Here is a 20004-nt window from a genome sequence, read left to right as displayed (position 1 = left end):
TCTAAGTACTTTTAAAATGGGATAAGAGGTCTATCTTAAAATGATATGTTTACTCAGGACTTTCACCCTCAAACATCTGTACAGGCTGTCCAGGCATAATCGTAGAAATAGCATGCTTATAAACCAATTGCGCGTGTCCATCTCGGCGTAAAAGAACACAAAAATTATCAAATGAAGTTACAATACCTGTGAGTTTAACGCCATTGACAAGAAAAATTGTAAGGGAAATTTTTTGCTTACGCACCGTATTTAAAAACACATCTTGCAGGTGTTGTGATCGCTCTGCCATTATTCTTACACCTTCATCTCGATTGCATAAAATATTCGTGCATGCATATCGACTGAAAAATATCCAATTGTCAACGTAGAAGCTTCAAAATTTAGCAACAAACAACTGAAATTAGAGAAAAAACGGCTCTTTAAGGCAATAATAAAGCGCAACTTACGAAAAGCTATATTAAATTAAAAATTTTTCCACGTTTACTCTTTTATAATCTTACAATTCAAAGGCACACTTTCATACATCCTAAGCTATTACAGACTATATGTGATGATGAATCTGCTTCATTTAGAATCAATAAAGTAAACGGACAACAATATTTATGAACGATCATCGGTATTAATAGAGAGGTATTCGCCACCCTACTGTATATATAACCGCTATTAAATTATCCTTATTTCAAAGACTAGCGGCTTATAAAGTTTTTTATAAACACAAGTTGTAAACAGTATTTTTGTTTTTGTTAGATTCAAATAATAAATTGTTTTTACTATATTTTATAACATTTTTAAACAGGGTATAAGAAACCGCGTTAACTTTATCTTGATAAGTTTTTAAAATTTTTCCCTAAGCATATTCCTTTCTAAATAATTAACAGCTAGTATGTAGAAATTATGTGGAAGAGGACGTATCCCTTTTCCGTCTGTAAGAGTACGAGGCGAGTATGGCACGCAGAACCAAATTGCAAACATTTGAAGTTGAAGTTGAAGAAGCCCTCACGAAAGCTATGAACTTTGATTTCAATGACACAGAATTTGAAACAATATCATCCAATAATTCTGAAAATATTGTTAATGTCGATGATCTGATTCAAAAAATTGCAATGGCAGAAGAAGAATTCTTTGCTGAAAACGGTACGTCAACTTTTGTTTCTAATATTCATGATGAAGCTGTTGTTGATAAATCCGTTGTTGAACAGCTTTTTGCTCCAAAACCTTCACCTGATATTTCAGGTGGAACTGTTCATAATACATTGTTGTCTACAAAACTTCTTCCTGCAAATGATGATATAACAACCCCTGTAAATTTTGGACTATTAAAGCAGCGTTCTTCTTCTCAAGTCTACTGGTATACAACAGCGCTTAGTGCTTTATGGGCAACGGGAGGAGCTTTTATTGCGCATAAGCTCGCACCTACCGGACTCAGCTCCTTATCCAATATTAGCACTTTTGTTACATCCCCAACAGGACTCGCTGTAGCAGCCGGAACAGCAATTCCTATCCTTATATCTTGGGGCGTTGCTCAATTAACAAAACGTTCAAACGACTTGCATAACATTGCTCTTCTTATGACAAATGCTGCACAACGCCTTAGTGAACCACAACATTTATCTGAAAAACAAGCTATTGCTATAGGGCAAACCATTCGTGAAGAAGTAGCGGCAATGAACGAAGGTATTGAACGTACCCTCGGACGTGCTGTTGAACTTGAAGCAATCATACAAGGTGAAGTTCACAACCTAGAACAAGCCTATGCTGAGAATGAATCACGTATTCACACATTAATCAAAGAATTGAGCAATGAACGCATCGCCATTTTGAATCACGCAGATCGCGTACAATCAACAATTAAAGGAACCCAAGAACAACTGAGTGATGAATTTGGTTTAGTTACCTCTAAAATTGTAACCAATGTTGAAAAGCTTGCACAAACTCTCTCTCAAACTTTACAAAAACAAGGTGAAGACCTTGTTGAAAAACTTTCCTATGCCGGTGATGGCGTAACAAATCAGCTTGTTGAAAAATTTAACGAAACAACAACACAAATTCAGCAGAAAAACACAGATTTTTTTCATGAATTAGGAAAAAACTTCGATGGTTTTGCAAAACGATTTGATCATAATGAAAAGCAAATAGAAAAAACCTTTAATGAAACAGCTGAAAAAGCGGAAGTACATGTTGCTAAAATTGCAACACATATACAAGCAGTAACAGATCAAACTTTGCACGCTGTCGATGAAAAGTTTAAAGCCTTAGATAAAGCTCTTATTGATCGTAATAATCAATCTCTACAGAACTTTGATGAGAAGATCTTAAAGCTCGACGACCAAGCACATAAACTCTCTTCTAAATTTGATAACGTAACCTCGCAAGCAATTGGAGCCTTTGAACAACGTTTAGCAACTGTTGATCTTTCTCTTAAAGAACATAGTGATTCCATCATTGATTCCTTTATAGAACGCAGTCAGGCTTTAGAGGATAATGCTGAAAAGCTTGGTAACTTCTTGGAATCTCATGTCTCGAAAATAAATGAAAACCTCCAAGAAAAAACAGCAGACATTACCCATGCATTTACAAATGGACGTGAAGCTATTCTTTCTGCAATTGATAAAAGTAAAGAAAGTCTGAGAGAAGAAATTCAGTATGTCGACAATGCCATTGTTGATATCATACAAGAACGTTCACAAGATCTTAAAGTACAACTTTCTGATCAACGAGCTCTTATGGCAGATATGCTCGATAACGAGAAGAATAAAATTGCGGATACATTAAGAAATCAAATTGATGTCTTGTCCCAAAATACTTCTCATATTGAAAAAGTTTTGGCTGACAATATTCAAGTCGTTGATAAACAAGCTGAAAATCATATCACAAACATCATTCAATGCACTGAAAAACTACAAGATGTCATTGTACAAAGCTGCAATACAACCCAAGATGCTTTAGAAGCACAAGCGAGAAATATTGATATCCGTGCCGATGCTCTGCGTGACTCTTTAGCGATTAATAGTTTTTCTCTCAATGAAGTTCTTGCCGATCAAGCACGCACACTTGAGCAACGCATGGAAACAATCCATAACCTCATTGCAAAAAGTGATATACGTGTCGATGTTGCATTGAAACAACAAATAGATTTAGTTGAGAGTGCAATTGTCGCCAATAATAAGAATATTACTGAAACGGTTCAAGATCATATCAAAAACCTTGAAAGCCATGCCGAAATTTTAAAGAATACTCTCTCTCAATCGAGTGGTGTTTTCTTTGAAACCCTTGAAACACGTATGGAATCATTCGATACAGATCTAGAAGATCGTGCACACAAAATTTTTGAACGAACAACAACGCTAGAGGAAACATTATCTGAAAAATTTAGCCAAATCTGTGAAGCCATTAATATGCAAACATCTGTTATTGAGGAACGTTCTGACACGTTAAAAACGTCTCTCATGCTTAATAATGAGCAAAGTCAGATAATTCAACAAGCGCTGGAAAGCAGTGTTGACAATATGCGTGTAACCTTAGAAGACTCTGTTAATATAGTTACAGATAACCTGCATAATAAGATTATAAAAGCTTCTGATATTCTTTCTTCTACGAGTGAACAAATTCTTTCATCTGTTACAAATGTTACTACACAAGCAGAAAATATTCTCTCAGAATCAGGCAATCGCATTGTATCAAATGTCAAAAAAACTGTTTATGATACCAGTGAAAAAGTTCTATCCGTTCTGTCTGAACAAACAGCGCATACTGTCGAAGCTTTCGCAACAGCCAGTCATAATGCACAAGCATTATTGAATGAAACCATTCACACATCAACAACAGCAATAGAGCAAGTTCTTAATGAACGCTGTGATGTTCTTCATCACTCTATGCAAAATTTAAAAAATAATTTAGGGTATCAGCTCTCTGATGTAACGAGCTATCTGGAAGATGCAGAAAATCAAACAGCAACACAAATTTCAAAACATGTTGGAAAAATAACAGAGCTGACAAATCACTTAAATCAAGCAGCGCAAAATACGACAGAATCAATTGATTCTTTAACACAGCATATCGGTGAACAACTCTCTCTCTCCACACAAGAAGCTGAACAAAGAATTTATGCACATAATGAATTTTTAGTGAATAGCTTAACCAAAGCTAACTCTGAAACAATTCAAACAATAACGGTTATGAAGGAAGAACTTGTTAATAATGTCTCATCCGTCTTAACACAGTTAAATCAATCAATTTACAATTTTCACGAAAATAGTAATGTTTTATTATCAGCTGTTCAAAATATTGATGGTCAGTTTAATGAGAGTGCGAATAATTTTTTCCGCAACACGGACCAAGTAGCAGAGCGTTTGTCAGCCTCAAATCAAGCGCTCAATAATAATGTTGAAATTCTGCAAGGACTTTCAAAGAATACCTTTGAACAAATTAATCATATAACGAGCAGTTTTGGTGAACATGCAAAAACACTTTCCCAAACTATTCATGTTCTTGAACAGTCTGAAAATTCACTTAGTGCAACACTTGAAGAAAAACATAATATGCTTTCTGTATTAAGCGATGCTCTTGTTTCAAAGTCTCATGAAATTAATCAATTGATTGGACATTATGAAAAAATCTTCAACTCAGCACTTGAACGCTCTGATAAGAATGCACGTAACTCCACAAATTCATTCCAACAATCACTTAATAGGCTTGTTAGTGAAGCATCGACGCGTTTTTCAGAAGCAGCAGAAGACATACGTCGCTCCGCTGATGAAGTTCGTTTAGAGCTTTCAAAGATTAATAATGATATCAATGAAAATGTTAAAAAACTTCCAGAAAAGACAAAAGAAACAACGCAAACAATTCGCACAGCTTTGAATGAACAGATTACAGCGTTACAAGATCTAGTCAGTGTTATACAAAATGATCAAAAGAGCGCAAAAAAACAGCTGATATCAGAACTTCCTACATCATCAATGTTTAATCAAAGAAGTGACAATTCCACCGAGTCCGTTAAAAAGATTGTACCACCTAAGCCTATTTTGCAACAAGATCAAAGCAAAAAAAGACCAAACAAATGGGTATCAAATCTCTTAGAAAGAGCTTCACGTGAAGAAACGTTTTATGATGCTCCCCCTAGTGATGATGTTTTAACATCAGTGCAAACAAAACCATCTCCTGCAAACAGCTCTCTTAATTCATTAGCTTCTGGTATAGTGCAAGCTATTAATCACAATGCCATTGTTGAGCTATGGGATCATTATCAACGTGGACAAAAAAACATCGTAACAGAACGCCTTTATACCTTAAATGGACAAAAAATATTTGAAATGATTAAGAGAAAATATATGAGCGATTTTGAGTTTAAACGTTCAATGAATCAATATGTTACAGATTTCGAAAAGCTCTTACGTGATATATCGCGTAGTTCTGGTTCTTCCAGCTCAGTTCGCAAATACCTGATATCAGATACCGGAAAAGTTTATACTATGCTTGCTCATGCAAGTGGTCGAATCCAATAAAAAAATAAGAAAAGTGGAAAAAGATATTTTTTCCACTTTTTTCCTCTCCAGTTGTTTTAATGGCTCATCGTAGAGTACTTTGCTTTCAACTACGGCTTTGTACTTCAAAGGCTGGAATAATTGGCATGCGGTTTTCTTTGATATCCTAAGCAATAACCCTAAAGAAGCGTAATGACTTATCAAACAACATATCACTTTAAGAATGATAAGCATATTTTCTATTTCCTTATCTTTTTCTTAGCTCCTTTATTTTCCATAGTTTCATAAAGGTACAAAATAGGTAATAATTATTTTTGCTAATTGTGAAAAAATCCCATGCTCTTATATTAAAATAGCTCATAGAAACATTTCTATTTATTTTTCAAACGTTTTTTATCCACACATTACTCTCGTTTGAATTATGTAATTGAATATTTTTTATTATATTAGGTGAATTTTAAATAAAAGAATCTTATTGTATTCAAATTTCTCATTCAACATACGAAATGATGCATTATAAATTATAAAGAAAAGCGTTATGCGAAATATATGATTTTCATGTATAAAATCCGCAATTACAGCCATTTCAGCCACATCTTTGTTTATTAAAACACATAATTATCAGTATATAAAAGATACAGCTTTCACTATTAAGAATCCAATTGAATAACATAACTTTCATTCTCAACTTTCCAGTTTCCTTTAAAATAGCGGAATAAACAATTTATAAATTACAAATTGTTATTTAAAATTTCTTCTACCTCCGTATAAAAATTTAAATAAAATATATATTTTATAAAAAATGGATGAAATTGATAGGAACCGTTCTTCTGTTCTTTCCTTATTTTGTAAACATTGCAAAAAAATAATGGCTTGATAATGTAATCGTTAGAAAATATTTTATTTTTTTTGTAAAATAATCAATTTTTACGAGTTTTATTAAGGAAAGAAAAACAAATGTGCTGCTATCAATGAAATTATTCATGCACACAAACAAAAAGAATCATCAAACTGGTTTTACGATCCAGAAGAATTTGCTCATGCTCATGCATTTTGATATTCAGAGAAATGAGGATCTATTAGTGGACAAAACCTTATCGTAGATGGAACATCTCATATACACATACGCTAACTTGGATATCATAAAAATGTCTAGAGAACGAAATAGTGATTTCAGTTCACCAAAAGCTGAACTTGACAATGCCGCACTTTTTTATCACCAACACCCAAAACCTGGAAAATTGGAAATACAAGCAACAAAACCTCTTGATAATCAACGTGATTTAGCTCTTGCTTATTCTCCAGGCGTTGCAGCACCATGTCTTGCGATTCATGAAGATCCCAATCTTGCTGCTCAATATACCTCCCGTGCTAATTTAGTCGCTGTTATATCCAATGGAACTGCTGTTCTTGGTTTAGGAAACATTGGTCCACTCGCTTCAAAGCCAGTTATGGAAGGCAAAGCCGTTTTATTTAAAAAATTTGCGAATATTGATGTTTTTGATATTGAAATTGATGCATCCGATATAGAACAAATGGTACAAACGATATCAACCTTAGAACCTACATTCGGTGGTATTAATCTTGAAGACATTAAGGCTCCTGAATGTTTTGATATCGAAGAAAAGCTTCGTGCTAAAATGAATATTCCAGTTTTTCATGATGACCAACATGGAACTGCCATTATTGTTTCTGCAGCTGTATTAAATGCCTTAACTCTTTCAGGAAAAAAAATTGAAAATGCAAAAATAGTTACCTCAGGTGCAGGTGCTGCTGCCCTAGCTTGTCTTAATCTTTTGGTTCGTCTTGGGGCGAAAGTTGAAAATATTTGGCTTAGTGACTTAGAGGGGGTTGTTTATGAAGGTCGCAAGACCCTTATGGATCGTTGGAAAATCAATTACGCACAAAAAACGGACGCACGAACTTTATCTGATATTATTGATGATGCGGATATTTTTCTAGGCCTATCTGCGGGTGGTGTTTTAAAGCCTGAATATCTTAAAAGAATGGCTCAAAATCCACTCATTTTAGCGCTGGCTAATCCAGTACCAGAAATTATGCCTGAAGAAGCACACTCTATACGACCAGATGCAATGATCTGTACAGGACGCTCTGATTATCCCAATCAAGTTAATAATGTCCTTTGTTTTCCCTATATCTTCCGTGGTGCATTAGACGTAGGTGCTTGTGCAATTAATGAAGAAATGAAAATGGCCGCTGTTCATGCGATTGCTGCCCTTGCACGTGAAGAAACTTCAGATGTTGTAGCACGTGCATACTCAAAAGAACCACCCAATTTTGGACCAGACTATCTGATCCCCTCTCCTTTTGATCCGCGTTTAATACTGCGTATTGCTCCCGCTGTTGCTAAAGCAGCAATGGCAACTGGTGTCGCCATTCGTCCCATTGAAGATATGGAAGCCTACTATGATATCCTCAATCGATTTGTCTTTCTTTCTGGTTTAACAATGAAACCTGTTTTTGCTGCAGCAAAAACAGCAAAACGTAAACGCGTCATCTATGCCAATGGTGAAGATGAACGCGTCCTTCGTGCAGCACAAGTTGTCATTGAAGAACAAACCGCAACGCCTCTCCTTATCGGCCGTCCACATGTCGTAGAAGCGAGATTAAAACGCTTTGGTTTAAAAATTCGTCCTGGTATAGATTTTGAATTAACCAACCCTGAAGATGATCCACGTTTTCGTGATTATGTTAATTTATTTTTTCATTATACAGGAAGGCGTGGTGTTACGCCTGAAATGGCAAAAACAGTAGTAAGAACATCAACAACGGCTATTGCTGCCCTTGCCGTCATGCGTGAAGAAGCAGATGCAATGATTTGCGGCTTAGAAGGACGTTTTGAACGTCAACTTGAATTGATTGAACAAATTATCGGTCTTGATCCTAATGTTCATCGTTTTTCTGCTATGAGTTTGCTTATCTCTCAACAACGTACTCTTTTCCTCACAGATACTTACGTCAATGAAAATCCTTCTGCAGAAGAAATCGCTGAAATGACTGTGTTGGCAGCTCAAGAAGTTGAAGCATTTGGAATAACACCAAAAGCAGCCTTATTATCACACTCAAACTTTGGTTCTAAAAACACAGAAAGTGCGCGTAAAATGCGACGTGCAACAGAAATTCTTGCCAAATTACACCCTGATTTAGAAGCAGATGGTGAAATGCATGGTGATGCTGCCCTTTCCAAAGTTTTTCGTGATCGTGTTTTTCCTGATTCTCGTCTTAAAAGTGAAGCTAATTTGCTTGTCTTTCCAACACTTGATGCTGCCAATATCACGCTCAACACTGTTAAAAGCCTCACAAATGCACTCCATGTTGGTCCTATTCTAATCGGGGCAGCACGTCCCGCCCATATCTTAACGCCCTCAGTAACTTCACGGGGAGTTGTTAATATAACAGCCCTTGCTGTCCTTGCAGCCAATAGAAAAAATAGTCTCGTAAAATAAATGCGCAATAAGTTTTCAAAGTTTTTTAAATATTGAGATATAGCATTTCATGTACTGTAAACCTCTTTTCTCTATAGAGAAAGATAGCTATATTCTGGATTAAGTCTTTTTTTTTAAGAGAAAAAAGGCTAGAAGAACGATATTAAATGTATTTTGAATTTACTAACTCTATAATAAGGAATCCGTACATTGCCTTCCACGTTTGATAAAGTTGCTGATATCATAGCAGAAATCAGTGAAATTGATCGCAATACAATTACACCTGAAAGTCATACAATTGACGATCTAGGAATCGACAGTCTTGATTTTCTTGATATTGTTTTCGCTATTGATAAAGCTTTCGGAATAAAAGTCCCTCTAGAACAATGGACACAAGAAGTCAACGAAGGTACTGTTGCAACAGAAGAATACTTTGTTCTTAAAAACCTTTGTGCAAAAATTGATGATCTCGTTGCCTTAAAACAGGCGGAGTAGTTTTTTCACCATGCATGATCAATCTGTATTCATCACTGGTATAGGCCTCATAAGCTCTCTGGGGGAAGGAACTGCTCAACATTGGAATCTCTTAAATGATCCAAACCGTACACCAAACCTAGATTGTACAACTTTTTCACCCTACACGGTTCATAAATTGCCCGAAATTGATTGGAGTTTACAAATTCCTAAAAAAAGTGATCAACGGCAAATGGGAACATGGCAGCGTCTTGGTACCTATGCGGCTGGTCTTGCTCTTGATGATGCTGGCATGAAAAATAATGAACAACTCACTTCAACAATGGACATGATTGTAGCAGCAAGTGGAGGAGAGCGTGATATTACTGTTGATACACAGATTCTTTCTAAAGCGCGCGCAGTTGCCGATCATGCCTCTATGTTAAATGTTGCTCTTTCAACCGAACTTCGTCCAACATTATTTTTGGCACAACTTTCAAACCTTTTAGCAGGAAACATTTCAATTGTTCATAAAGTCACTGGATCATCTCGTACATTTATGGGAGAAGAAGGCAGTGGGCTTTCTGCACTTCAAATTGCTGTAGCTCGTATTAAATCAGGTCAAAGTACCCATGCTCTTGTAGGAGGTTCCTATAATGCACAAAGTTATGATATGTTGTTGGCGCATGAACTTGGTGGTCTTTTAACCCATAATGGATGGAGCTCAGTGTGGGATCGTGAAATCCACCCCGGCGGTGGTATCATAGCCGGTTCTGGTGGTATCTTCCTAGTTCTTGAAAGTGGAGAACATGCAAAAAAGCGCAACGCACGTGCTTATGCTGAAATTAGCCAAATTATTACAGACCAAACAGATAGAACCAAAATTCCACTTAGAGAATCAATTGCAACAATGTTAAAAACTGCGGGCGCTAAATCTGCCCTAGCCATTTCAGCAGCCTCAGGAGCTCACGAAGCAACAAAAGCAGAACAAAATGCTCTTGATAATGCTGATCTATCTTATCGTGGCATTACAACATTATTTGGTTATATGCGGGAAGCACAATTTCCTCTAGCTCTAGCTCTAGCAGCACTTTCAATTGAAAAAAAACACAGTTTTCCAGCATTAAGTCCTCATGAAAAACCTTTTTCTAAAGAAGTACGTGAAATATTTGTTACAACTATTGGTATAAAAAGAGCTGAAGGTATTGTGCGTCTTACAGCTGTTTGAAGGGAATTTCTATAGTGAAATATCATGATCATTTTGGGCGTCCACTTGTAGCAATAACTGGGGCAGGCATCGTCACATCACTGGGACAAGGGAAACATGAAAATTGGCAAAAATTAACAAGCGGTGTAAGCGGTATCCACAAAATAACACGTTTTCCCGTTGAGGGATTAAATACATATATTGCTGGAACAATTGATTTTCTCAAAGAAAGTACACTTGGTGCTTCAGCTCTTTCTGAGAAGCTTGCACATCTTTCCGCTGAAGAAGCTTTGGAACAAGCTGCTGTTGATAAAAAAAAATTTAATGGACCACTCTTTCTAGCTGCTCCTCCTGTTGAACTTGAATGGACCGCACGTTTTAGTCTTGATCAAGAGGAAGAATTCAATGATGAACCTTCTTATGCACACCTTCTTAAAGTCTGTAAGAATAAACTCCATGAAACGCTTTTTGAAGCCACACAATTTGGTGCAATTGCAGAAAAACTTCAAAAAACATTTGGTACAAAAGGACTTCCTGTTACACTTTCCACTGCTTGTGCATCTGGTGCAACAGCAATTCAATTAGGAGTTGAATCTATTAGACGGGGAGAGACAAATCGAGCTCTCATAATTGCGACAGATGGATCAGTTTCAGCAGAATCTCTCATCCGTTTTTCGTTGCTATCTGCTCTTTCAACCCAAAATGATCCTGCTGAAAAAGCAGCAAAACCCTTTAGCCGTGATCGGGATGGATTTGTTATGGCAGAAGGCTCAGGTGCTTTTGTTCTTGAATCTCTTCAAAGCGCATTAAACCGTAATGCTACAGTTTTAGGAATTTTAGCTGGCTGTGGAGAAACAGCCGATGATTTTCACCGTACACGTTCAAAACCTGATGCATCACCAGCAATTGAATCCGTTCGCAAAGCTTTAGACGATGCAAAAATAACCATCAATGAAATTGATTATATTAATGCACATGGAACTTCAACACCTGAAAATGAGAAAATGGAATATCTTGCATTATCAACAGTATTCGGTGATCTTTTAGAGCATATTCCAGTCTCTTCTAATAAATCAATGATTGGGCATACATTAACTGCTGCTGGTGCAATAGAAGCGGTTTTTTCGCTTTTAACCATTCAATCTGGAATACTTCCACCTACAATAAATTATGATAATCCTGACCCTGCTATCCCTTTAGATGTTGTTCCTCATCATAGCCGTAAAACCTGTGTCAATGCGGTTTTGTCAAACTCATTTGGATTTGGTGGTCAAAATATGAGTCTTGTTATCACTGCATATAAAGGATAATCCTTTAATAATAAAATTTTATAACGCTAACCTAATAACATATTTAAGTGGGATGATAATGCGTGCACTGCAACTCTTCGATGATCGTCGACTTGAAATCACTAATATTTCTCCGCCATCTTCACCTAGTCTAGGTGAAGTAACTGTGCGGATAAAAGCCGTTGCTCTTAATCATATTGATGTATGGGGATGGCGTGGCATGGCTTTTGCGAAAAGAAAAATGCCCCTCATCATTGGTGCAGAAGCCTCTGGTGAAGTTATACAAATAGGAGATGGCGTTGAACATCTCCAGCTTGGACAAATTGTCTCAATTTATGGTGCACAAACCTGCGGAGTATGCCAAGCGTGTCATGAAGGACGAGATAATCTTTGCAGTCATGTAAAGGGAGTCTACGGTTTTCACCTTGATGGATTTGCGTGTGAGCTTGTCAATTTGCCAGCACGTTTATTAGTTCCATCACCTCCCCAATGTGATGAATTGCAGGCAGCGGTTGCTCCAATTACTTTTGGTACCGTAGAACATATGCTTTTCGATAACGCAAAACTACAAGCAGGAGAAACAATCCTGATACAGGCTGGTGGTTCAGGTATTGGCTCTGCAGCCATTCAACTTGCAAAACACATGGGCTGTACAGTTATCGCAACTGTAGGTTCAGATGAAAAAATTGCAAAAGCACACTCTCTTGGAGCAGATCATGTGATTAATTATCGTAAAGATCGTTTTGAAGGTGTGGTGCGTAAATTAACCCAAAAAAAAGGTGTTGACGTTGTTTTTGAGCATGTTGGTGTAGATACATGGAACGGTTCTTTGTTATGTATGAAAAAAGGAGCACGCTTAGTGACTTGCGGCTCTACCTCTGGTGTTTCAGCACCAATAAATCTCATGCAATTATTCCAACAACAACTTAAGATATTCGGTTCATTTGGCTGCCGTATGGAAAATATGAAAAATGCCATGCAAAAAATGGCAGAAAAAACTGTACACCCTGTCATTGATACAATTGTTGAGCTTGATGAAATTGATACAGCTTTAAAACGAATGGAGAGCCGTGATGTTTTTGGTAAAATTATCCTTAAAATCGATTAAATCATGATGAAGCTTTCTCTTAAAAATCTCATATATCTTATTAAAATTATAGCCAAAAAAATATCCTACTTGTTATGGGCATATCTGCTCTTTGGTTCTTTATTTATTCTAAAATGCTTTCCTGCCAAAATGGGAGTCTCTTTTTTTTCTTGGTTGGTAAAAAAAATTGGTCCCCTTTTACATCGTCATCAAATCACACTTAAAAATCTTAGAGGTGCATATCCAGAAAAAACAGAGCAAGAACTCCATGCAATTGCAATAGAAATGTGGGAAAATATAGGACGTTTCCTAGCCGAATATATTTTTCTTGATAAAATTTTTGATTTTGATCCTCATGCAGACGAGCCAGGTTTCATTGAGGTTAAAGGCGTTGAAATATTTGAGCGATTAAAAAATGAAAAAAAACCACATATTTTTTTCACCGCACATACTGGAAATTTTGAACTTCTGCCTATTTGTGCACAAAGTTTTGATCTTAATGTTACAGTATTATTTAGACCACCCAATAATCCCTATGTTGCCAAACGAGTCCTTAAAGCACGACAAACTTCTATGGGGCATCTTATTCCCTCCAAGGCCGGTGCAGCATGGGCATTAGCAGCCAAATTAGAAAAAGGTGAAAATGTTGGTATGCTCGTTGATCAAAAATTTCGCCGCGGTATCATGGGAACATTTTTTAACAGACCTCTTAAAACAAATCCCTTAATTATAAAACTCGCTCGACAATATGACTGTGATATTTATCCAGCACGTTGTATTCGTTTGCCTAATGGACGTCATCGTTTAGAGTTATATGAACATATAGAACTTCCACGTGATGAAAAAAATGATATCGATATAGCTGCTTCTACGCAAAAATTAAATGATATTGTTGAATCTTGGGTCCGTGAATATCCTGGACAATGGATGTGGTTACATAGACGTTGGGACATCTAACATAAGGCTCTATTGCTTACAAAGGAAGTGCAAATGTTAGCTTCAAAAGACATCAAAGATCTCATTGCAATTATCACTGCATTACGAAATTCTGATAGCGGTTGTATCTGGCATAAAAAACAAACTTTTGAATCCCTCATACCCTATATGCTCGAAGAAGTTTACGAAGTAATCGATGCCATTGAACGAAAAAACCGAAAGGATCTTTGTGAAGAACTTGGAGATCTTCTTTTACAAGTTATCTATCATGCTACCATTGCACAAGAAGAAGGCAGCTTTACTTTTGAAGATGTTGTTTATGCAATCACGGCAAAAATGATTCGACGCCATCCTCACGTTTTTGGAAATGCCGAGCAAAAAAAATTGCGCGAAGAAAAAAACAACAATTCCTCCACAAGCATACTCGCACAAGTAAAACAAATCCAGCCAGCAAACCAAGAGGCACTTGCTTTACAAGAAGCAGCAGCCAAAGTAGGTTTTGATTGGAAAAAAAGTGATAAAGTTTTTGAAAAAATAGAAGAAGAACTCGAAGAGCTCAAAGAAGCCATCAAAAATAAACAAAATTCAGAAATAGAAGCAGAGTTTGGAGATCTCTACTTTATTCTCCTTAATCTCGCACGCCACTTAGCGATTGATTCACAAAAAGCATTAAAAAAAACGAATATAAAATTTCGAAACCGTTTCACCTATATTGAAGAAAAGCTATCCACTCAATCGAAAACACTGACCGACGCATCCTTGAATGAAATGGAAACACTTTGGAAGCAAGCTAAAAATGAACAATAAAAAATATTAGATTTCTTCTACCTTCTACCTCAAAGAACAAGTCCCTCTAAAATTATTGAATTATAATTCAGCTCAGCTCAATTTGTTTTATATTGATCCTGCGTAGCAGGACGAAGTTCCACCGATTCGCCACACCCACATGCTGAAACTTGATTAGGATTTTTAAAGACAAAACCAGAACGAAGCTTTGTCACTTCATAATCCATCTGCGTCCCTAATAAAAATAATACCGCATTATGTGCTACGAAAACACGGGCACCATTCACTTCAACAACATCCGCATCTATCCCCTTTTCTTTGACAAGAGTAATTGTATACTCCATCCCTGCACAACCACCTTTTTTGATACCCACAAGAATACCCTGTGCATCTTTTGCATCCATAATCGCTTTAACACGATCCACTGCTGCTTCCGTCAAATTTATTACCGAAAAACGGCTCATGGTTTACTCTTTTCTTAGTTCAATAAACACTTTGAAAGTTTTTCCTCTATAATATTTTATCTGGTATTTTAGAAAAAAAACAACAAAACCTAAATTAAAGTATTCTGGCCTTATTTATTTGGATAAAAACGCGTACCCATAAAATGAGATTTATGATTATACAATCCAGAACTTACAATTTTTTGTCCACATAAAACACAAAATACTTCGTCTATAAAAACTCTAAACAAAAGAAAACGTTTTAATACCATACATTCACTCCTCTCCTTTTGAAAATCTTTATCTTTTTAGAAAAGTAACGATTAGATAAGGAAAAAATATACCTCCCGCACTCATTTGCTCCTCTCCTTCTCCAATTCATACCCATAAAGTTACCAATCTTACCCCTTCACAATCTGCAAAAGTAATTAAATGCATCCATCTATTCACTATAGAGCTAAAAATTTAATGTTCACAAAGAATTTTACAGATTTGTTACGTATCTTGAATTGACAACAAAATATTGATGTCCAAAATTTTTATTTTCAAAAGCTCTAAGTGCAAGAGCATTTTAGATTTTATTCTGTTTATTTTTTCTCTTGCCTTTAAAGAAACAGTCATTTAATCGTTTTACACGAACTCGGAGCGTAGCGCAGCTTGGTAGCGCACTTGACTGGGGGTCAAGGGGTCGTGGGTTCAAATCCCGCCGCTCCGACCATTTTTAAAATGCTATAAAATAAAAAATAAGCTTACTTAAAAAGTGAATTATTATGCATTTCAATTGCACATACGTGAATTTTTTCTTCAACGTAGAATAATGTGCAATAACATTTTGTCATAAATTCGAGATAAGCTGTTTTATTAAAATAAGCTTCGTTCTTAAGAGAACACACACGAAACGCGAGACTTTTTGCCTCGCGTTTTTTACTCTTCAGAAAAATTTATAATTATTCGATCTCATATTTTCTAAATTTTCCTACACGACAATGTCGCTGTTATCATTTTTTGTAATGGATGGTGACATCTGTACGGTTATCTTTTTGGGTTTTAATTCAGCTGGCATTTCCCTTTTAAGCTGAATATGAAGAAGCCCATCTCCAAGTTCTGCTCCAATAACCTTAACATGATCAGCCAAATGAAAACGCCGTTCAAAAGCACGCGAAGCAATACCTCGATAAAGGAATTCTCGCTCTCCATCATCATTTTCAGACTTTCTGTTTCCCTTAACGATCAGCTGGTTACAATGCGTTTCAATATCAATTTCATCTTGAGAAAAACCAGCAACAGCCATAGAAATTCTATAAGAATCTTCAGTTAAACGCTCGATATTATAAGGGGGATAAGAAGAAACTTCATCTGGTTGTGTTCTAGAATCAAACCAGTTAAAAAGATGATCAAAACCTACTGTGGAACGATAAAATGGTGAAAAATCTACTTGACGCATAATATTGCCCTCCTCTAGAGCGACTATAATTTAATAATTAATTCACAAAGTTCCCAAATGGCAAACTTACTTGTGAACCTGCGGCCCCATCATGGCAACCACACTATATTATCTGGTAATTGTTTTTCTTTATTTCAACTCTTTGGAACCTAAATTGATAAAAACTATCTAAAAAGCAATATACCCCTTTTTAAATCCTTTTTCTTCATTACATAAATGTCAAAGTTCTCTCATTATCTCACGTTGCACTAAGCGGCAAATACACTGTAAAGGATTTCAATTGGAAACATCTATTTATCCCATAGACTGGGCTTCCACTCCTCCTAATATCCATCATGGTACTCTTAAAATAGCAATAGATCACGAAATTCGTTTTGCGATAACATATCCTGAGGTGGAAAAATCTAAGGGAACAATTGTTATTCTCAAAAGCTACGCAAGTACTTTAGAAAAATATTTTTTATTAATAAATGAAATTTCTAAACGCGGTTTTCATACAGCAATATTTGACTGGTTTGATCAAGAAAAAAAATCCTTCAAGATAAGAAAACAAAGCCGACATCATTGTTTTGATATAAATAATGATATTAATGACTTATATAAATTTCTTAAAAATATTGTTTATTCTAATTGTCCGCCTCCTTACTCTATGCTCGCCTATGGCATTGGTGGATTGATAGCACTTAGCGGATTAGATCTCATTAATCATCGGTTTAATAAATTGCTCTGTGTTTCTCCCCTTTTTGCTCCATTCGGCAATAAAACGAATGGTTTTCAACATAAATTAACACAATTTCTTTCTGATATAGGTCTTGGCTTTATACCAGCGAAAGATGGGAAAAAATTAAACAAAACAAAACAAAACAATATACAATTGGGACACATGCATAAAGTGCCGTTCCCTTCCATTAAGCCCCCAACATCCCAATGGATGGCATCGGTATTTAATGCGATTGATTCTATGAAGAGAAATGTACTCCACGGAGATTTACGAATACCAACACTCTTTATTCTTGCCAATCAAAACAATATTGCAAACAACATTGAAGTGCGGCAATTATGCCAACACACACGCCTGACAGAAAGTATTACTATTACAGGCGCTGAACTAGATACAATTATGGTTAACGAAAATTATAAAAAGCAATTTTGGGCTGCATTTGATGCATTTATTCCCGATAATGTATCTGTAAAATAACACTAAACCTTAATTTCCGCTCCACCCCATAAAAAAAGAAAATTTTTACGAGCGTTAGATCTACAAACACTTTTTAATATAACGAATTTTACTTTCCAACCACTCATATGATTCGTTTTCTAACCTCTACAGGCAAGCCATGACCTAAATATTCACCACGCATTCTAATAAAAAAAAACTAATATACAAAGTATGTCTTTACATTAAACAATATTATTTTATATCATAAAAAATAACTTAATAAAAAAATATTTTATATAAATAAAAATAAAGATAATAAATCATATCTTAATATAACATGATACATATTTATAAACAAAGCATCAAAGTAATATTTTTGATCTATTATTAAGTGTTAATTTAATATTATATCTAAAAAAGTAACAGTTTTCATCTATTTAAAGAAAAAACTGAAAATAAAGCGCATTTATAATATTTATTACAAATCTCTATAAAACAAATAATTATAAAATTTCTATTTTTTAGGAGAACTTTTTAAAAACAATAAATTAACATAATATTCTTCTAATTTCTCGATATAGTAAGTCCCTACAGTAACGGTTTTCATAAGTTTTTTAATGAAATTCTGATAATAATTAGAAAATTTAAAAGAAAAGATAGCAATGAATCATCTTAAAAGTTCTAGAGAACCCCTTCTTTTTTAAAATCACATATATTTTGAATTTAACCAACTCACAACGAATATGCTATATTCTGAATAAGAATGTAATAATTAACCATTTTGCCATTCATTTCAATTATGAGCATTTTACCGTCTTTTTTATAAATACTCTATATTGTATAATTGATACGGCAAAACTCTGACAAATGGAGCCATTGGAACATAATCATGAAACGAATCCTGCTCGCAGAAGATGATAACGATATGCGTCGCTTTCTAGTAAAAGCCTTAGAACGTGCAGGCTACGAAGTCGCCGATTTCGATAATGGTATTAGCGCGTATGAACGTTTACAAGAAGAGCCATTTTCCCTTCTCTTGACTGATATTGTGATGCCAGAGATGGATGGAATCGAACTCGCACGCCGTGCTACTGAGATTGACCCTGATTTACGAGTAATGTTCATTACAGGTTTTGCAGCGGTAGCACTCAATTCAAATAGTGATGCCCCTCCTGATGCAAAGGTTCTCTCTAAGCCATTTCACTTACGTGAACTCGTCAATGAAGTTGAAAAGATCCTTATCGCTGCTTAGAAAAGTATTTTTTTAAGTTATTTGCATCTATTGAAAGAGAAAATGAAATTAGGCATTGACGTTTGTCATTCTATATGGTGTATGCAACATCAATGAATGGGCGTGTAGCTCAGCGGGAGAGCACTACGTTGACATCGTAGGGGTCACAGGTTCAATCCCTGTCACGCCCACCAGATTCTTTTTCTTATCCTATAACTTGCTGTATTTATACATCTTTTTTACTGTGAGGGATGTATGAATAAAGTTAGGGGAATAGGATTTTTTAACATTCCTCTACAAAGGTAGCATTTTTTTCTCTTTTTGATTCGCTAATTACTTCTGGTATTTGTTTGAATTTTTCTAAATCCTCTTGTGTAAAAACATCTATAAGTCTAGAAAACATACCAACAATTTCACGTCTCAACGGATCAGAAGTCTTGATTGTAAAACTTTTGCGACAAGCATAAGCTGCTTTCCTTAAGAGTAAAGCCTTCTCTTTATCTAAACCATAAAGCTCTATGATCTTTTCTTCCAATCCTACAGGAACAGATTTTTTGCCAATTTCTACAGAAGATAAAAATGATACAGATATGTCTAATTTCTTAGCCATATCTAAAAGGCGTTCGGAGTGATCAATGCGAAGTTTACGTAAAATTTTACCAAAGGATGTAAGCATCTAGAAAGTCCTGTTAGAGAAGAAATATTTCTTCTGATTCTAACAAATCTTTTTATGATTTTCCTCAATTATTGCGAATCAAGAGTTCTTTTCGGGGTGGTTTTTTAGCAAAACCAGAGGTCCAAAGGGTCTCTAATTCTAAGATGTTCTAACTTTTTGTTATCCATCTTTTAAGATGTGAGAAGCTATTCTCTATGGCGTCCACGCAACGGGAAAAATCTATTACAAACATAAAGAGAATAAAGGCAATCAATTTCATGAGGCGTGACATCATCTTTAAGCCTTGATAGGTCTCTATCATCTCGTGAAGAAGCTGTTGTTCTTTTTCTGTAAGACCTTTATCTTTGCTGCTTCGTTTCTTGAC

The 20004-nt window shown here is 35.6% G+C and carries 15 protein-coding genes and 2 tRNA genes; 12 read left to right on the top strand and 5 right to left on the bottom strand.

The features are described 5' to 3' along the window. Positions 1–49: 49 nt before the first annotated feature. A complete protein-coding gene (gene hfq / locus ACFIKR_RS05505) occupies positions 50–289 on the bottom strand; it encodes an RNA chaperone Hfq (protein ID WP_005773461.1) in 240 nt (79 codons plus the stop codon). Between the two features lie 655 nt (positions 290–944). Between hfq and ACFIKR_RS05500 the strand changes: the two genes are divergently transcribed. From ACFIKR_RS05500 to mazG, 8 genes are all read left to right on the top strand, one after another. Continuing rightward, positions 945–5504 carry a hypothetical protein gene (locus tag ACFIKR_RS05500; RefSeq protein WP_375659146.1) on the top strand — a complete coding sequence of 1520 codons (4560 nt, stop codon included), beginning with the start codon at positions 945–947 and terminating at the stop codon, positions 5502–5504. A 1127-nt stretch (positions 5505–6631) separates the two neighbouring features. Further along, positions 6632–8950, top strand: a complete 2319-nt coding sequence (locus ACFIKR_RS05495) for an NADP-dependent malic enzyme (protein WP_375659145.1) — start codon at positions 6632–6634, stop codon at positions 8948–8950. Positions 8951–9139: 189 nt separating this feature from the next. Then, the gene (locus ACFIKR_RS05490) at positions 9140–9424 is read left to right on the top strand and encodes an acyl carrier protein (protein WP_005773457.1); all 285 of its coding nucleotides are present in this window, start codon (positions 9140–9142) and stop codon (positions 9422–9424) included. Between the two features lie 10 nt (positions 9425–9434). Continuing rightward, on the top strand, positions 9435–10610 hold the full coding sequence (locus ACFIKR_RS05485; protein WP_375659144.1) for a beta-ketoacyl-ACP synthase: 1176 nt from the start codon (positions 9435–9437) through the stop codon (positions 10608–10610). 14 nt (positions 10611–10624) lie between these two features. Beyond that, positions 10625–11899, top strand: a complete 1275-nt coding sequence (locus ACFIKR_RS05480) for a beta-ketoacyl-ACP synthase (RefSeq protein ID WP_375659143.1) — start codon at positions 10625–10627, stop codon at positions 11897–11899. A 58-nt stretch (positions 11900–11957) separates the two neighbouring features. Then, a complete protein-coding gene (locus ACFIKR_RS05475) occupies positions 11958–12986 on the top strand; it encodes a zinc-binding dehydrogenase (RefSeq protein WP_375659142.1) in 1029 nt (342 codons plus the stop codon). A gap of 6 nt (positions 12987–12992) precedes the next feature. After that, on the top strand, positions 12993–13922 hold the full coding sequence (locus ACFIKR_RS05470; protein WP_375656223.1) for a lipid A biosynthesis lauroyl acyltransferase: 930 nt from the start codon (positions 12993–12995) through the stop codon (positions 13920–13922). A 33-nt stretch (positions 13923–13955) separates the two neighbouring features. Further along, positions 13956–14708 (top strand): nucleoside triphosphate pyrophosphohydrolase, encoded by a 753-nt coding sequence (gene mazG, locus ACFIKR_RS05465; RefSeq protein ID WP_375659141.1) that lies wholly within the window; start codon positions 13956–13958, stop codon positions 14706–14708. A 77-nt stretch (positions 14709–14785) separates the two neighbouring features. Here the strand turns inward: mazG and ACFIKR_RS05460 are convergent, their stop codons facing one another. Further along, positions 14786–15151 (bottom strand): iron-sulfur cluster assembly accessory protein, encoded by a 366-nt coding sequence (locus tag ACFIKR_RS05460; RefSeq protein WP_375659140.1) that lies wholly within the window; start codon positions 15149–15151, stop codon positions 14786–14788. Positions 15152–15771: 620 nt separating this feature from the next. Between ACFIKR_RS05460 and ACFIKR_RS05455 the strand changes: the two genes are divergently transcribed. Continuing rightward, positions 15772–15848 (top strand) — tRNA-Pro (locus ACFIKR_RS05455). Between the two features lie 258 nt (positions 15849–16106). Here the strand turns inward: ACFIKR_RS05455 and ACFIKR_RS05450 are convergent. Beyond that, the gene (locus ACFIKR_RS05450) at positions 16107–16574 is read right to left on the bottom strand and encodes an Hsp20 family protein (RefSeq protein WP_375659139.1); all 468 of its coding nucleotides are present in this window, start codon (positions 16572–16574) and stop codon (positions 16107–16109) included. 280 nt (positions 16575–16854) lie between these two features. On the opposite strand from ACFIKR_RS05450, the gene ACFIKR_RS05445 reads away from it, so the two are divergent. The 3 genes from ACFIKR_RS05445 (at position 16855) to ACFIKR_RS05435 (ending at position 19158) form a co-directional block, all read left to right on the top strand. Continuing rightward, entirely contained in the window at positions 16855–17772 is a 918-nt protein-coding gene (locus tag ACFIKR_RS05445) for an alpha/beta hydrolase (protein ID WP_375659138.1), read from the top strand. An 850-nt stretch (positions 17773–18622) separates the two neighbouring features. Next, positions 18623–18985, top strand: coding sequence for a cell cycle two-component system response regulator CpdR (gene cpdR / locus ACFIKR_RS05440; RefSeq protein WP_005773448.1), 363 nt, complete (start codon positions 18623–18625; stop codon positions 18983–18985). 98 nt (positions 18986–19083) lie between these two features. After that, positions 19084–19158 (top strand) — tRNA-Val (locus tag ACFIKR_RS05435). An 89-nt stretch (positions 19159–19247) separates the two neighbouring features. Here ACFIKR_RS05435 and ACFIKR_RS05430 read toward each other — a convergent pair. Both ACFIKR_RS05430 and ACFIKR_RS05425 read right to left on the bottom strand, forming a co-directional pair. Beyond that, on the bottom strand, positions 19248–19640 hold the full coding sequence (locus ACFIKR_RS05430; RefSeq protein ID WP_375659137.1) for a helix-turn-helix domain-containing protein: 393 nt from the start codon (positions 19638–19640) through the stop codon (positions 19248–19250). A gap of 148 nt (positions 19641–19788) precedes the next feature. After that, positions 19789–20004 (bottom strand): hypothetical protein (locus tag ACFIKR_RS05425; protein WP_375659136.1); only part of this gene is annotated, 216 nt, incomplete at its 5' end.

Source organism: Bartonella sp. MR30HLJHH, assembly GCF_042194195.1.
Classification (GTDB): Bacteria; Pseudomonadota; Alphaproteobacteria; order Rhizobiales; family Rhizobiaceae; genus Bartonella; species Bartonella grahamii.
The sequence above is the reverse complement of the archived record's forward strand: the minus strand, read 5'-3'. Positions and strand labels throughout refer to the sequence as shown.